Source organism: Xanthomonas hortorum (assembly GCF_024339125.1).
GTDB classification, from domain to species: domain Bacteria; phylum Pseudomonadota; class Gammaproteobacteria; order Xanthomonadales; family Xanthomonadaceae; genus Xanthomonas; species Xanthomonas hortorum.
Genome location: NZ_CP101417.1, coordinates 2,891,096 through 2,905,341, shown reverse-complemented (window position 1 = coordinate 2,905,341; position 14,246 = coordinate 2,891,096). Strand labels below are relative to the sequence as shown.

The 14,246-nt window shown below is 58.5% G+C and carries 12 protein-coding genes; 3 read left to right on the top strand and 9 right to left on the bottom strand.

Features of this window, described 5'->3' with window-relative positions; all coding sequences use genetic code 11:
* Window positions 1-33 precede the first annotated feature (33 nt).
* The gene (locus NMB96_RS12435; protein ID WP_183086593.1) at window positions 34-1,014 is read left to right on the top strand and encodes an IS5 family transposase; all 981 of its coding nucleotides are present in this window, start codon (window positions 34-36) and stop codon (window positions 1,012-1,014) included.
* 267 nt (window positions 1,015-1,281) lie between these two features.
* On the opposite strand, the gene NMB96_RS12430 is transcribed toward NMB96_RS12435, so the two are convergent.
* From NMB96_RS12430 to NMB96_RS12410, 5 genes are all read right to left on the bottom strand, one after another.
* Window positions 1,282-1,899, bottom strand: a complete 618-nt coding sequence (locus tag NMB96_RS12430; protein ID WP_043889019.1) for a hypothetical protein — start codon at window positions 1,897-1,899, stop codon at window positions 1,282-1,284.
* 15 nt (window positions 1,900-1,914) lie between these two features.
* Window positions 1,915-3,012: an ATP-grasp domain-containing protein gene (locus NMB96_RS12425; protein ID WP_183086850.1), complete on the bottom strand. Its 1,098-nt coding sequence runs from the start codon at window positions 3,010-3,012 to the stop codon at window positions 1,915-1,917.
* Between the two features lie 79 nt (window positions 3,013-3,091).
* Window positions 3,092-3,274, bottom strand: a complete 183-nt coding sequence (locus NMB96_RS12420) for a hypothetical protein (protein ID WP_023903084.1) — start codon at window positions 3,272-3,274, stop codon at window positions 3,092-3,094.
* A 113-nt stretch (window positions 3,275-3,387) separates the two neighbouring features.
* Complete coding sequence (locus NMB96_RS12415; RefSeq protein ID WP_023903083.1) at window positions 3,388-5,523, bottom strand: peptidase domain-containing ABC transporter; 2,136 nt, start codon at window positions 5,521-5,523, stop codon at window positions 3,388-3,390.
* Window positions 5,516-6,514 carry a beta-barrel domain-containing protein gene (locus NMB96_RS12410; protein WP_255084963.1) on the bottom strand — a complete coding sequence of 333 codons (999 nt, stop codon included), beginning with the start codon at window positions 6,512-6,514 and terminating at the stop codon, window positions 5,516-5,518. The genes NMB96_RS12415 and NMB96_RS12410 overlap by 8 nt, the downstream gene beginning before the upstream one ends.
* Window positions 6,515-6,679: 165 nt before the next feature.
* On the opposite strand from NMB96_RS12410, the gene NMB96_RS12405 reads away from it, so the two are divergent.
* Window positions 6,680-7,660: an IS5 family transposase gene (locus NMB96_RS12405; RefSeq protein WP_183086593.1), complete on the top strand. Its 981-nt coding sequence runs from the start codon at window positions 6,680-6,682 to the stop codon at window positions 7,658-7,660.
* A gap of 663 nt (window positions 7,661-8,323) precedes the next feature.
* Here the strand turns inward: NMB96_RS12405 and NMB96_RS12400 are convergent.
* Both NMB96_RS12400 and NMB96_RS12395 read right to left on the bottom strand, forming a co-directional pair.
* On the bottom strand, window positions 8,324-9,049 hold the full coding sequence (locus NMB96_RS12400; protein ID WP_023903081.1) for an AraC family transcriptional regulator: 726 nt from the start codon (window positions 9,047-9,049) through the stop codon (window positions 8,324-8,326).
* Window positions 9,050-9,177: 128 nt separating this feature from the next.
* Window positions 9,178-9,648: a hypothetical protein gene (locus NMB96_RS12395; protein WP_023903079.1), complete on the bottom strand. Its 471-nt coding sequence runs from the start codon at window positions 9,646-9,648 to the stop codon at window positions 9,178-9,180.
* Window positions 9,649-9,980: 332 nt separating this feature from the next.
* On the opposite strand from NMB96_RS12395, the gene NMB96_RS12390 reads away from it, so the two are divergent.
* Window positions 9,981-10,385 (top strand): hypothetical protein, encoded by a 405-nt coding sequence (locus tag NMB96_RS12390; protein ID WP_255084962.1) that lies wholly within the window; start codon window positions 9,981-9,983, stop codon window positions 10,383-10,385.
* Between the two features lie 101 nt (window positions 10,386-10,486).
* Here the strand turns inward: NMB96_RS12390 and NMB96_RS12385 are convergent, their stop codons facing one another.
* Entirely contained in the window at window positions 10,487-12,607 is a 2,121-nt protein-coding gene (locus tag NMB96_RS12385) for an alpha/beta hydrolase family protein (RefSeq protein ID WP_255084961.1), read from the bottom strand.
* Between the two features lie 176 nt (window positions 12,608-12,783).
* Complete coding sequence (locus tag NMB96_RS12380; protein ID WP_255084960.1) at window positions 12,784-14,070, bottom strand: carbohydrate porin; 1,287 nt, start codon at window positions 14,068-14,070, stop codon at window positions 12,784-12,786.
* Window positions 14,071-14,246: the final 176 nt, after the last annotated feature.

The following is a 14,246-nucleotide window of genomic DNA, read 5'->3' as shown; positions in this document are numbered from 1 at the left end:
CGACACTACCCGCCTGATGTTGAGGAGTGATCCATGCAACTGACGTTCGGTGACGCTGAGGGCCTGGGCAAGCGCAAGCAGACCCGGCGCGAGATCTTTCTGGCCGAGATGGAGCAGGTGGTTCCGTGGCAGCAACTGCTCGGTCTGATCGCGCCGCACTATCCGGTATCGGGCCGGCCAGGTCGGCAGCCGTACGCACTGGCGACGATGTTGCGGATTCATCTGCTGCAGCAGTGGTATGCGCTGAGCGATCCGGCGATGGAAGAAGCACTGCACGAGATCCCGACCTTGCGGCGGTTTGCCCAGCTCGGTGGCTTGGACAACGTTCCGGACGAGACCACGATTCTCAACTTTCGGCGCCTGCTGGAGACCCATGGCCTTGCCGCGCGGATGCTGGAAGCGGTCAACGCGCATCTGGCGCGCAAGGGCCAGAGCCTGCGGTCGGGCACGATCGTCGATGCGACGCTGATCGCGGCGCCCAGTTCGACCAAGAATGCCGACAACGCGCGCGACCCTGAGATGCATCAGACCAAGAAGGGCAATCAGTGGTATTTCGGGATGAAGGCGCACATCGGCGTGGATGAATTTTCCGGGTTGGTGCACCACGTCCATTGCACAGCCGCCAACGTCGCCGATGTCACGGTGATGCACACGTTGCTGCATGGCAAAGAAGACAGCGTGTTCGGCGATAGCGGCTACACCGGTGCGGACAAACGCGAAGAACTGCAGGCCTGCAAGGCTGCATTCTTCATCGCCGCCAGGCCCTCGACGATGCAAGCCCTCGGCAACAAACGCGAGCGTGCTCGGGAAAGACGTTGGGAACACTTCAAGGCCAGCGTGCGCGCGAAGGTGGAGCATCCATTCCGGGTGATCAAGCGCCAGTTCGGCTACACCAAGGTCCGCTATCGCGGCCTGGCCAAGAACACCGCGCAGGTGCTGACCTTGTTTGCGCTATCGAACCTGTGGATGAAGCGAAAGCAGTTACTGCCGACGATGGGGAACGTGCGCCTGTAACCCGGGCAACACCCTGCAAACGCGCCGGAAACGGCAAAAAAATCGAGGATCTGAGCGCCGTCAGCCTGGTCGATGTGGTTAGGCTCATCCTCCGATGCCGTTGATCAGACCATCCCTAGCGATTGCCGGAAACCTTGGCCGGTTTGCACTTCGTTGTCTTCACGATTCTGATGCTTGGAAATGCAGCTACGCTCTTTCAAGGTTCATAACACGCTCTAGCGCATCACGTAACGATTAGGTAAACCACCTCCAATGGTAGACATCTAGCTACTGTCCCTTTCCCCTGCATACCAAGCTATACGCCTCCATGTAACTCTTATTGAGGCATGACACTAGTCCATCGACGACATCCGCGTTCACGGGCCACCGCATTTTAACCTTTTTTCCATTATCCATCGACATCTCTATGTAGCCATCTTTGACCGGCGGCAGTTCCGGCGAAGCAGGTACCGCATTTAGCTTTTTCTGTGCCGCTACCAGCGCGGATGCATCGTGCCGAAGGAATGCTACCGTTGCGTCAACATAGGGATTCCAGCCGGCAAGATCCTTTTCTGTGGGCTGTCTGGATGCCTCCATTAATGGAATCGCATCCTCATAATGCCCAGCAAAAGCCCGTAGCTGCCCCTCGTGCCAAAACAGCAGACTGGAACTATCGGAATGCACTTCTCGGTATTCTTTGATCAGGTCTGCAGCTGCGACCTCACACCCAGGCTTGGCAGCAACAGCGCGCCAACCACCACCACCGCTGCTTACATCTTGGTCGAATTTATCTTGCTCCAGAGCGAGCATTTTCACTTTATCAAAGCCACATTCCGCTGGCTGAGCCACTGCATCTTCTGAAATTAGAAGCGCCAAGGCTAGGGTGATCGACCTAATCATGTACATGAAAAGTCTCCTAAACTAGTACGAAACCTCGACTTCTTTATAGACGCATGAACTTGTAACAAGTGTCCCTTTACGGCTAACCATTTCCTCAAACTCTTGGCTTCTCTCGAATTGAGGGAGCCCAATTTGGTCATGCTGAACCAATGAAAAATCCATCGTCTGCGATTGCAGCATAATTGCAAATGCCGCAAGCATCGGAAACTCCTTAACCATGCTTTCAACAAATAGAAACTGTCCTCCAGGATTTATTTCAAGAAAATAGACGTCCCCTCTTGGATCCACAATAAGATCCACGCAACCGTATTTGAGATTAAATACTGCTATAAGCTGCCGGATACGCGCCTCAGTGGATGGATCGAGATAAACCGACTCCACCAAAGACTCATGACTACCGATACCGAATCTCCAATCGACAAATGCCCCTCCGTCGACTCGGCTGATTTTGGCGGCGAATATATAAGTTCCGATTACCGTGACACGCAGTTCGTACCGCTTCTCGATGTATCGCTGATATATCGCGGGGCAGACCTCAATTTGAGCTGACTCAATCTCTGCCGTTCCGTTCAAGACTGTCGTTGAAGCGATACGGTATGTTCGCTCTTCCGCGTGATGCCAGAAATATGGATTAAATGGCTTCACGGCGACCTTTCCCATTCGACGCACAAAGTTCGCCACCTCATCATAATGCGTTGAGATCAGCGTCTCCGGGACAAGAAAACCTAAGGCAGCCGCCGTGTCTAGTTGCAATGCCTTGCACTGAGTTTCATCTGCGAATGGATTACCAACCACAAAACTGGCAGCGGCACGAACAGATACCGCAAGGTTCAGATGACCAAACCTCAATTCATTTTCTACAAACTCAACCGCGTCTCTGTCAACGTCTTTTATCGGCGCATGCTTTACTATTCTACGGAACCAGACACTGTCCAATTCTTTCATCATCCTAGTTCCCATTCGAATGCAACCGGGCAACGCACCGGGCGTTAGGGATATCTGAGCATCCTCGGTCGCGCCCAGGCCATCCCATATAAAAACTTCTGCTCCTAGCTTGCGCATAGCCCAGGCGACCGCTACCGCATGATAATCCTCACTATTGCCATAGATCAGGTGCATTTCGATACGCACTCCTATGTTTTCTACGCTAATGAGGGGGCAGCGGCAGCTGCCCCCCCCTCCCACTAACCAGCATAAATCAGCCGAAATCGACCGAGACGTCGCCATCCGGCTGAACACGGATGGGGTTCGGAATACCGCCGCCCCCGCCGGTCAAGGTAGCATGCGAGGTGCCACCACCGCTGACTTCCACCAATTCATCTTCGGTCAGTACGCGGCTGTTCGCGTAGCAGACTGGTTTGATTTCCTTGTTGTGAGACATAGCACTTCTCCGATTGATTGTTAATGAATGATAATGACGGTCCTTTTCGCCACAAACGGCGCTTCCGCGCGGCACTACAATGTCCCAGCTTCCATGCAAGAACATTTCCATACCTAAACAGTTACAATCCCGCCCTTTTGACAGGTGCATACCTCCCTAACATGGCCACCTTCGATCTGAAGAACGCGATCGGCCATAGCCACCGTGCTCGGTCGATGAGAAATGATGATTCTTGAGATATCAAGTTGCCGTATAGCTCGATCAATTCGTGCCTCGCACGCCTGATCTAGCTGACTTGTCGCTTCATCCAGAATCAATATGCGCGGAGTACGGTAAAGCGCCCTAGCTAGAACTAGTCGTTGCCGCTGTCCACCAGAGAGCGATGAACCCATGTCTCCAACCAACGACTCGTAACCCATCGGCATTGCAACAATATCGTCGTGCAACTCAGCTAGTTTCGCGGCCGCTACGACCTTTTCTAGTGTCGCACCGCTATCGAAAAAGGCGATATTGTCAGCAATCGTTCCAGCGAACAATGAATCCTCCTGCATAACCGCACCAAGTAGGTCGCGGTACTCAGCCAAGCCATGTCTGCGGATGTCCATACCGTCTATCTCGACAGCGCCGTCGGTAGGCGTCAGCAACCCAAGCAAGAGTTTTACTAAAGTGCTTTTTCCAGACCCACTAACTCCAGTAATCGCCACCACCTCGCCCGGTTCAATCGCAAAGTTGAGGTTAGATAGGATTAATGGCTCGCTATCGGAGTAACGGAAGCCCAGATCTCGCACCGCAAGCGCATGTCTTTGATGCAGTTCCCCACTACGCCAACCTGGAGCATCTTCTTCTGCGTCACTAGAAACTATATCGGCAATTCGGTTACAGTGCATGCGAACCATCCGCAGCTCCACCACTTTGTCTATGAAGCTAATAGACTTTTGCGAAAAGTTGTCAGCGTACGCTAAAAACGCAACGATCGTACCGGCAGAGAGCTCACTGCTTATAATAAGATAGGCTCCAATTCCAATTAAAATTACGCGCTGCATTCCGAATACGAGCTGACTTACAGCTTGGAACGCAATCGTGACGCGCTGGGCTACCATCTCTCTATCGGCCATCTCTACGGTTGCATTACGCAGACGTATGGTTCGTTCGACCTGCTTGTTAGCTAACTTTATGGCCTTAATGCCCCTAACCGACTCCATCAATTCAGTCTGTTGGCGCGCACTAAATATTAGCTGCTCCTCGTTCGCCTGCCGCAGACGCTTATAGGAGGCAGCACGAAGTGCTCCATAGATAGCGAAAGCTGAAACGACAACGAGCGTAAGGGGTATGCTGTACAGAGCCATCATCAATAGCGATAGCCCCCCCAGAATCCCGTCCAATAAAGCAGTGACCAAGCTTCCCGTCAGCGTCGATTGAATGATGGCTGCGGAAGAAAACCGGCTTACAATATCGCCCATATGCCGTTTTTCGAAAAAATCTACAGGTAGACGCAGAAGGTGCGCAAAAAGATTCCCTATCCATTGCGATATTAACGAGGCTCCGATCCAGCTAATAACCCAAGCCCGAACTACCGCGATACCTGCCTGAAATATGACTAGAGCAGCAAACCCTACGGTGATAAGAAAAAGAAGATCCTTATCTTGCGTAACCAGGACGCTATCCATTACCCACTGAATCTGGAAAGGTAAAGTAAGTGCGAAAAGCTCAATGACAAGAGCCAACAGTATCAATTGCGTTAACGAACTTGCGATCCCGCGATGGCTACCAATAAGGCGCTGCCATGGAATTTTCGCAACTATTTTCTCTTTTTTAAAATCTTCGTTTGGGGCCAGTTCTAACAAGATTCCCGTGAAATGACGACTAGCCTCAGGCACCGTCATTTCAATACGTCCACGAGCTGGATCGTGCATTACCAATCGCTTGGAGTTCATCTCGCAGAGCACTACAAAATGGCTAAGATCCCAATGCAAGATACAGGGCTTCGGAGCTTCAGCGAGATAAGAGAGTTCACCTTTGACAGGCCGTGCGGTGAAACCCATTGAGTGCGCGATGGTCACAATTCTGGCTAAAGTGATGCCTTTCATCGAACTGCCAAAGCGCCTGCGCATAGCATGCAAGTCGATCTCGCTTCCGTGATAACCAGCAACCATAGCGAGGCAGGCCAAGCCGCATTCCGCCGCCTCCATCTGGTGTATCAACGGCACGGCGCGACGCCGCCCTAGACTTCTCCAGCTGAACTCAATCATTTTTGGACGCCCCATGTCCCGGTTCGCCCCAACGATGCACTGCTCCGTAGATAGGTTCAAATAGCCATTCGGCGAGTGTACGACGGTCAAGCTGTATGGACGCGTCGACGTCTAAGCCTGGCTTCAAGGGCAGTCTGCCAGTAGTTGATGCAGAAACGTACGGATACTCGAGGGATACCAATACGCGATAAGCCGCCGCCTTTGGAACCTCTACGCCGACCGCTCTAATATTTGCAGGGTCGATCGGTGTACTCGATATAGAGCGCACTACTCCTGCGTATTGCCCGACACGCTCATATGGAAAGGACTTGTAACGAAGCAAAACTTGCTGTCCAGCACGGACAAAGCCACCTGACTTGGGTGGCACCCATAGCTCTGCCAGTAATGGAGCCGTCGGTGGGTACAGGCTAAGCAAGGGCTGCCCAGCTTCAAGAGATTGGCCTGCGTTCGCGTATATGGGTCCAACGATGGCTTCAGCCGGGGCTTTAATAACCGCGTCGCGGGTTTCAGAATTTTCATAAATGGCTTGATCCACATCAGCCAGTTGCTTCTCTAAAACGATTTGTGAGGAGTTGGCCTCGGGAGATCGCTGTTGCTGAACGCTCCGAACCTCCGCCATGCTTCTTTCTATCAACAGGCGCTGCCGTGACAGATCTGCAATTTGCGCATTCACCTGCAAAACCGCGTCATGCTGTTGGGCTAATTGCATCTTGCTTATGACGCCGGAATCAGCTTGTTGCCACATCCGATAGATCTCTGTAGCGTCCCGCAGCCGCTGCTGTTGAATCTCCAATTGCGCCGAAATCTGCGCCTTTTGAGCCACAAGAGAAGATGCATGGAGGTTACTGTCTTTTTCTTGCAAAGCGCGGAGGCGCCGTTGCTCGCCTATTTCTTCCTGGATCCGCATGCGCTTGCTCAACAACTGCTTTTCAATCTCTAAGCTCGTATTCCCCCAGCGGACACTGGCGTGTGGCTTGACGACTTCTGCCAACGTCTCACCAGCCGAAACACGCTGCCCTTCATGGACTATCACTCGAACCAAAACTCCTGGAACCGGAGCAGGCACTGCTGTGATACCGCCATCGGGCACTAAGGAACCTCTGAACAACGCACCACAGATACGCGACACTACCCGCCTGATGTTGAGGAGTGATCCATGCAACTGACGTTCGGTGACGCTGAGGGCCTGGGCAAGCGCAAGCAGACCCGGCGCGAGATCTTTCTGGCCGAGATGGAGCAGGTGGTTCCGTGGCAGCAACTGCTCGGTCTGATCGCGCCGCACTATCCGGTATCGGGCCGGCCAGGTCGGCAGCCGTACGCACTGGCGACGATGTTGCGGATTCATCTGCTGCAGCAGTGGTATGCGCTGAGCGATCCGGCGATGGAAGAAGCACTGCACGAGATCCCGACCTTGCGGCGGTTTGCCCAGCTCGGTGGCTTGGACAACGTTCCGGACGAGACCACGATTCTCAACTTTCGGCGCCTGCTGGAGACCCATGGCCTTGCCGCGCGGATGCTGGAAGCGGTCAACGCGCATCTGGCGCGCAAGGGCCAGAGCCTGCGGTCGGGCACGATCGTCGATGCGACGCTGATCGCGGCGCCCAGTTCGACCAAGAATGCCGACAACGCGCGCGACCCTGAGATGCATCAGACCAAGAAGGGCAATCAGTGGTATTTCGGGATGAAGGCGCACATCGGCGTGGATGAATTTTCCGGGTTGGTGCACCACGTCCATTGCACAGCCGCCAACGTCGCCGATGTCACGGTGATGCACACGTTGCTGCATGGCAAAGAAGACAGCGTGTTCGGCGATAGCGGCTACACCGGTGCGGACAAACGCGAAGAACTGCAGGCCTGCAAGGCTGCATTCTTCATCGCCGCCAGGCCCTCGACGATGCAAGCCCTCGGCAACAAACGCGAGCGTGCTCGGGAAAGACGTTGGGAACACTTCAAGGCCAGCGTGCGCGCGAAGGTGGAGCATCCATTCCGGGTGATCAAGCGCCAGTTCGGCTACACCAAGGTCCGCTATCGCGGCCTGGCCAAGAACACCGCGCAGGTGCTGACCTTGTTTGCGCTATCGAACCTGTGGATGAAGCGAAAGCAGTTACTGCCGACGATGGGGAACGTGCGCCTGTAACCCGGGCAACACCCTGCAAACGCGCCGGAAACGGCAAAAAAATCGAGGATCTGAGCGCCGTCAGCCTGGTCGATGTGGTTAGGCTCATCCTCCGATGCCGTTGATCAGACCATCCCTAGGTATCCAGACACCGTTTCGTGCCTTACATAATGACCAAAGACTAAGAAAAGTATCGCCGCAAGTATGAAACAGCCGGATAGCACCAAAAACGCCCAGCCTATCCCCGGTGGACGAAGGATGATCGACCCTGCGGACTGGGATTGCCGGTGCTCATAGATTTCCTTTCGATAGAGGCTGTTCATCCTTGCTGTGTCCGTCTTATTCCGCAGCGCCACCCCATATGGCGAGCATTCTTACGGTACAGTCCGGTTTAAAAAAGTGATGTGTGTATCAAATTGAACATGAAGTGGATTACTTTATTTGTTCCCGGGGCTTTGCTGTAGAGCGAGGTCTGCAGCTATGCAGGTCCATGACGGCGTGCTTCTGGGCGTCTGTACGCAGGAGATGCACTGGCAAAAGCAGATTAAGGCGGTCCTGAAACGCACTGCTTTGCATCGTTGACGTGTAAGCGGTGCTATCAACCTGCAAACATGGAACGGCATATGCCAATTGCTGATGACAACTGCGCACACGCACCAGCTGCGCAGTTTTTTTATCAACCGCTTACAAGGCTTCGACAGGAAGCCGCTGCGCATTTACCAACGCACGATACTCGCGTGGCGTCATGCCGACCGCCAGCTTGAACTGCCGTGCGAAGGCGCTTTGATCGCTGAAACCGCAGGCATGCCCGATTTCGGTGAGGCTCTTGTTTCCGTGCAGCAGATGCATCGCCATCTGCAGGCGTAGCTTGGCCAGCACCTGTTGCGGGGTGAGTTGGAACACCTTGCGGAACGAGCGTTGCAGCTTGGACATCGAAAACCCGGTGATCTCCACCAGCGCCTGCATGCGCACGTTCTGCGCGTAGTTGGCGTTGAGGTACGCCAGCGCGAGCCGCAGTTTTTCGTACTGCGATTCGTGCCCGTCCTGCGGCCCCAGATCGCGCGAGATGCCGATGATGCCCTGCACCTTGCCGTCGACCAGCAGGGGACGTTTGCAGGTCAGGCACCAACCCGGTTCGCGGTTGGCGAACAGATGCAGCTCCAGCAGGTTGTCGATCACTTCCCCGGCCAGCACCTGCTCGTCCTGATTGGCGTAGTTGGCGCCCAGCCCGCTGGGATAGACCTCGGCAACGCGCTTGCCGATCAGTTCCTTGCGCGATTTCAGGCCCAGGCGCCGCAGCATGGTCTGGTTGACGTGGGTATAGCGGCCCTCGCGATCCTTGACGAAGAACAGCACGTCCGGCACCGCATCGAACAACGCTTCCAGATCGGCAGGATCGATGCTCTTCATGGAGGTCATGCGGGACTGGACTCGGGATCAGGAAAGACGCAGCTGGCGCTGACGCGCGCCACCGGTGCAGGCCGCAGCGCGTGCAGCGCCATGATACGCCGCGCGTCTCAGACGCCGGCGCACTGCGCTCAACGCGGGTTGTCCGCCACCTTGGACGCGGCCGGCGCAGCCTTGCTGTCCACCGCCGCTGCGGTGGGGTTGCCGATGCGATCCAGCGGCACCTGCTGCGCGCGCCAGCCACTGACCACCGCCGCACCGGACTGCGAGCCGACCTGCACCTGCAGGCGCGCACTGCCGCCGGGCGCGATGAACTCGACGGCGCAATCGCCGGCGGCCATGCAGCTGTCGGCGGCAAGCGGATCCACGAGCTGCCAGCCCTGCTCCATCACCGCCTGCGCAAACGCGCGGTAGCCCATGCCGGACTTCAGCGTGGCCGGCAGTGGCACAGCCGGATCGCTGGCCACCGCATCGGTGCCAACTGCGGCAGTCGCAGACACCGGCGCGCGCGCAGGCACGGCCGTGGGCCGCGATGCGGCATTCAGGGCAGGACTACAGACGAGGGCGAGCGCCCACAACGAGGGGCGGAACAAGGTGCGCATGCAAACGGTCCTTGCGATCCTGGCAGGGAGCTGAGGAAGTTAAAGAATCGCTATTTTGACATGGCTTGCGTGCACTGCGGCACTGCTGGCTCATGCTGGCATTCAGCCAGATGCGTCGATCCAGGCCATCTCCGTGCGCCGCAAGCGGACTCATCCAGGCGTGGACGCTGCCAGCACGCAACACCGCACCTGCGAACATCGTCTGACGGGCGAAGCGTGATTGCGCAGACCTCGGGTCGAACGCCGGACCAACCCCGGCATGGCCGGCACGGCGCAGAGTCGCCATCTCCGCAAGCGCATTGCATCATTGTGGTTTGATCGTGGAGTACCCGATGCCCGACACCACCTCCCCCGTCTATGCGGTCGGCCAGCTCTGGCGCTGCCGTGGGCGCACCGCGACGGAGACGCCGCTGCTGCTGATCAACCAGATCGATGTGCATCCCCACGGCGGCCAGATCCTGCACGTGAGCATCAGCGACATCCAGGTACGTCACACAGGATTGCCCGATGGGATCCTGGACGCGCTGCCGCACATCCCGGTGATCGCGCAGACCCTGGAGCGCAGCGCTGCCGAACATGTCGGCAATGCCGCGCCCAATCAGGATTACCTGCCGGGCTATGCAGAATGGAAGGCCGCCTTCGACGCCGGCAATGCCGGCTCGTTCGGCATCGCAGTGGCGGAGATCCTGCAGATCGTGGAAGGCCAGTTGGCCAAACGCGATCAGTTGCCGAACTGAGCAAACCGAACAACCGTGCGACCCGTATTAAAGGCCGGGGTCTCACGCGTCATCGCCGCACCAACCGGCACGCCGCTCCAGGCGGCGTGCCGGTCGCGACCTCACTGGCCGATATGCTGCTTCAGCCAGCTGTTGACGGTGTCGTGCCACAGCACGCTGTTGTCCGGCTTGAGCACCCAGTGGTTCTCGTCCGGGAAGTACAGGAACTTGGAGTCGATGCCCTTGCGCTGCAGCGCGGTGAACGCGGCCAGGCCCTGCTCGACCGGGATGCGGAAATCCTGCTGGCCGTGGATGACCAGCATCGGCACCTTCCACTTGTCCACGTGCAGCACCGGGTTGAACTTCTCGTAGCCGGCCGGGTTCTGCCACGGCGTGCCGCCGTTTTCCCATTCGCTGAACCACAGTTCCTCGGTGGCGTAGCCCATGGTGCGGTTGTCAAACACGCCATCGTGGTCGACCAGGCACTTCCACGGCTGATTCCAGTTGCCCGCCATCCAATAGACCATATAGCCGCCATAGCTGGCACCCAGCGCGCAGGCCTTGTCGCCGTTGAGGAAGCCGTACTGCTTCTGCGCGGCGGTCCAGCCCTTCTGCAGGTCTTCCAGCGGGCGGTCGCCCCAATGCTGGCTGATCGCATCGGTGAACTCCTGGCCGTAGCCGGTGGAGCCGTGGAAGTCGATCATCACCACCGCGTAGCCCTGCCCGGCGTAGGTCTGCGGATTCCAGCGGTTGCTCCAGCCATTGCCGAAGCTGCCCTGCGGGCCGCCGTGGATCAGGAACGCCACCGGATAGGTCTTGCCTTCCTGATAGTTGTAGGGCTTGACCACGTAGCCGTGCACGGTGTCGTTGTTCCAGCCCTTGAACTGGAACTGCTCGTAGTCGCCGAACTGCACATCCGGCAGCAGCTCGCCGGCGCTTTGGGTAATCGCACGCAGGCCCTGGGCTTGCACATCGCTGACAAACACCTGATCGCCGCTCTTCAACGAATTGCGTGTAAACGCCAACGTGTTGCCGGCCAGCGTCGGCGCATGCACGCTGCCCTCCCCCACCAGCCTGGTCGCCTCGCCGCTGGCAATATCGATCTTGAACAATGGGTGCTCGCCGAGGTCGTCGGCGCTGGTGTAGAGGCTGGCGCCGTCATCGCTCAACACGATCTCGCCGGCCGAGCGATCCCATTTTGGCGCGATTTCGCGGGTCTTGCCGCTGGCGACGTCCATCGCGATCAGGCCGAAGCGGTCGGCTTCGAAACCGGGGCGTTTCATTGCGCGGTAGTACAGCGTCTTGCCATCGGTGCTGAACACCGGGCCGGCATCCCAGGCCGGGTTGGACGCGGTCAGATTGACCGGTGCGGACTTGCCGGCCGCATCCAGCCGGTACAGGTCGAAGTTGGTCTGCCACGGCTCGTCGTTGCCGGTGGGCTTGGCAACGGCCTTTGCATTCTTGCCCGCCTCAGGACCATGCGGCTGCGGCACGCGCACGCTGGCCACCACGCTGCTGCCATCGGGCGACCAGGTGTAATCGTCATTGCCACCGAACGGCTTGGACGGCGCATCGCCGGCCAGCGTGGCGCTGATTGCCGAGGCACCGATCACGGCCTTGGCGCCGGCGGCAGGCAGGTCTGCGACGAACAGCGTGTTGCGGCGGCCGTCGTTCCAGGTGTCCCAATGCCGCACGAACAACTGGTCGTACACCACGCCGCTGGCCTTGGCGTTCTTGACGCTGGCGAGCTTGGTCTTGGTGCAGCCCAGATCCGAGCCGCAGTCCTGGAACACGCCGGCACTGAAGGCAATGCGCTTGCCATCGGGCGAGAGCTTGTAGCTGTCCACATCCACCGCAAACGCGGTGAGTTGCTGCGGGGTGCCGCCGGTCAGCGGTTGCGCGTACAGCTGCTGGGTGCCGGATCTGCTGCTGAGGAAATACACCGTCTTGCCATCCGGCGACAGCGCCGGGCTGTTGACGTTCCAGCCTTCCGGAGTCAGCCGCTTGGGCGGCGCTGCATCGCGGGTCCGCAGGTTGCGCATCCACAGGCCGGTGGCCGGCTTGCCGTTACTGCTCTTGGCCTGCCGCTTGGCGAACACCAGCACGCTGCCATCGGGGCTGAGCGTGGGTGCGGACACACGGTCCAACGCCACCATGTCGCGCACATCGAAACCGCGCGCGGCGGCAAGACTTGGCAAGGCGGCCAACAGACACAGGGGCAGCACGGCGTAACGAAGCTTCATCGAGAGTTCCCGCAACGGCAAAACGTCGATGGTAGGCGTTGCTGCAGCGCACGCGCAAAGGTAGGAGGTCATACGCCGCAGGCGCCGCACGTTGCCGCGTCCTGCAGGGGCGCAATGCGCGCCGTGCGCATTGCGCGGTTTGGCAATGGCGCACCACGCCACAGCGCAGGTCGCGCTCAGAACGTGAGTTTGGCCTGCAGCCCAACGGCCAGTGCGTTGTGCGTGCGGGTATAGGCGTAGGTTCCGGGGTTGACGATGTATTGCACGTCCGGACGCAGCATCAGCCACGGCGTGATCTGCGCGCTATAGGCGAGTTCGTAGAGCTCTTCGGCAGCGCTCAGGCCGGCCAGTGGCGAATCGGCCACCACGCCGGCATCGATCAACGCGACGCGGCGTGCATCGAGCAGCCGATGATTGATCCTGCCGGCCACATAGCCCAGCGCGATGCGGTCCTGCGTGCGTGCGCCGATGCCCTGGTACACCCCGCCGACCGAATACCAACGTGTCATCAGCGCACTGTCGTGGTCGCTGGCCATGTATTGGGCGAATCCGGTCAGGCCGATGCTGGCGTCCGCTCCCGGAGTGAACAGTTTCTGTTCGGCCAACAGATAGGCGCCGTCGCGTCCGGTGCTGCGGCTGGTGTCCAGCCCGCGCCTGGCGACAGTTGAGGAATCGTAGTAGCCACCGAACTTGTACACGCCCGGATAGCGCGAGGCGGCCGGCTTCCAGGTGAATTCGAGCGGGAAGATCGCACCGGTGGTGCCGCTGGCGAACGGCTTGAACGCGTAAGTGTCGCGGGCACCGAAACCCAGATTCGGATTGACCTGAAACCAGCCGGCATGCAGGTTGAGCTGCGGGGTCAGCTGCTGCGCGCCTTCGATGCCCCAGCGCGCGGCCGGGTAGTTGTACCAGCCACTGTTGGCCGAAAACGCCAGCGGATGCGCGCAGAATGCGGCATTGACGAAGTTCACCAACAGCGTGTGCGAGGCGAACTGGTTGCCCATCGCATAGAAGCCCAGTTTCAGATACGTCCTGCCCTGGTGGAAGCTGCGGTCGTAACTGAACTCGCTCAAGCGGGTGTACTGGCCTCCGTACACTTCCTGGATGGAGAAGCGATTGCCGACCAGGTCGGCGGAGGTGCTGCGGCCGCGGCGGTCGTTGATGGTGACATGCAGGCTGCCACCGTCCCAGCCGGCGAGTCTGGCCATGTCCAGATCCACGCCCACCCGCAGTTGCTGCGCATAGCGCGCACTGTTTTTCTCGTAGCCGCCGTCCACTACTCCGAACGTCTCGGACACGTAGTCGCCGCGAACGCTTACTCCGTGCTCGGCCCAGGCGGACCGACGCCCACCCCAATCGCCAGTCAGCGTGGTGTCGCCGGCGGCGACTGCGGTGGCCGGCAGTGCCAGCAGCAAGGCGTAGCCCAGCGCACTGCGGCGCGGGAAGAAATACAGACGATGCATTGTGGTTCTCTGATCAGGGCAGCGTGCACAGCCAGCGGTGGCGATGCATGGCGGTGAGGCCAAAGCGCCGCTGCGGTAACGGGACCGATGGCCGGATGCGCCAGGCACCCGGCCATCGGGTTGCAGTCAACAACGGCTGACAAACCAGTGCGCAGCCGTCAGGCGCGCGCTTGCTA

What these genes read in the sequence shown, in the direction of transcription:
- NMB96_RS12390 (WP_255084962.1), top strand. Translation starts at nt 9,981, where the DNA reads ATGCCCGACACCACCTCCCCCGTCTATGCGGTCGGCCAGCTCTGGCGC.
- NMB96_RS12420 (WP_023903084.1), bottom strand. Translation starts at nt 3,274, where the DNA reads ATGTCTCACAACAAGGAAATCAAACCAGTCTGCTACGCGAACAGCCGC.
- NMB96_RS12380 (WP_255084960.1), bottom strand. Translation starts at nt 14,070, where the DNA reads ATGCATCGTCTGTATTTCTTCCCGCGCCGCAGTGCGCTGGGCTACGCC.
- NMB96_RS12430 (WP_043889019.1), bottom strand. Translation starts at nt 1,899, where the DNA reads ATGTACATGATTAGGTCGATCACCCTAGCCTTGGCGCTTCTAATTTCA.
- NMB96_RS12415 (WP_023903083.1), bottom strand. Translation starts at nt 5,523, where the DNA reads ATGATTGAGTTCAGCTGGAGAAGTCTAGGGCGGCGTCGCGCCGTGCCG.
- NMB96_RS12385 (WP_255084961.1), bottom strand. Translation starts at nt 12,607, where the DNA reads ATGAAGCTTCGTTACGCCGTGCTGCCCCTGTGTCTGTTGGCCGCCTTG.
- NMB96_RS12405 (WP_183086593.1), top strand. Translation starts at nt 6,680, where the DNA reads ATGCAACTGACGTTCGGTGACGCTGAGGGCCTGGGCAAGCGCAAGCAG.
- NMB96_RS12425 (WP_183086850.1), bottom strand. Translation starts at nt 3,012, where the DNA reads ATGCACCTGATCTATGGCAATAGTGAGGATTATCATGCGGTAGCGGTC.
- NMB96_RS12400 (WP_023903081.1), bottom strand. Translation starts at nt 9,049, where the DNA reads ATGAAGAGCATCGATCCTGCCGATCTGGAAGCGTTGTTCGATGCGGTG.
- NMB96_RS12395 (WP_023903079.1), bottom strand. Translation starts at nt 9,648, where the DNA reads ATGCGCACCTTGTTCCGCCCCTCGTTGTGGGCGCTCGCCCTCGTCTGT.
- NMB96_RS12435 (WP_183086593.1), top strand. Translation starts at nt 34, where the DNA reads ATGCAACTGACGTTCGGTGACGCTGAGGGCCTGGGCAAGCGCAAGCAG.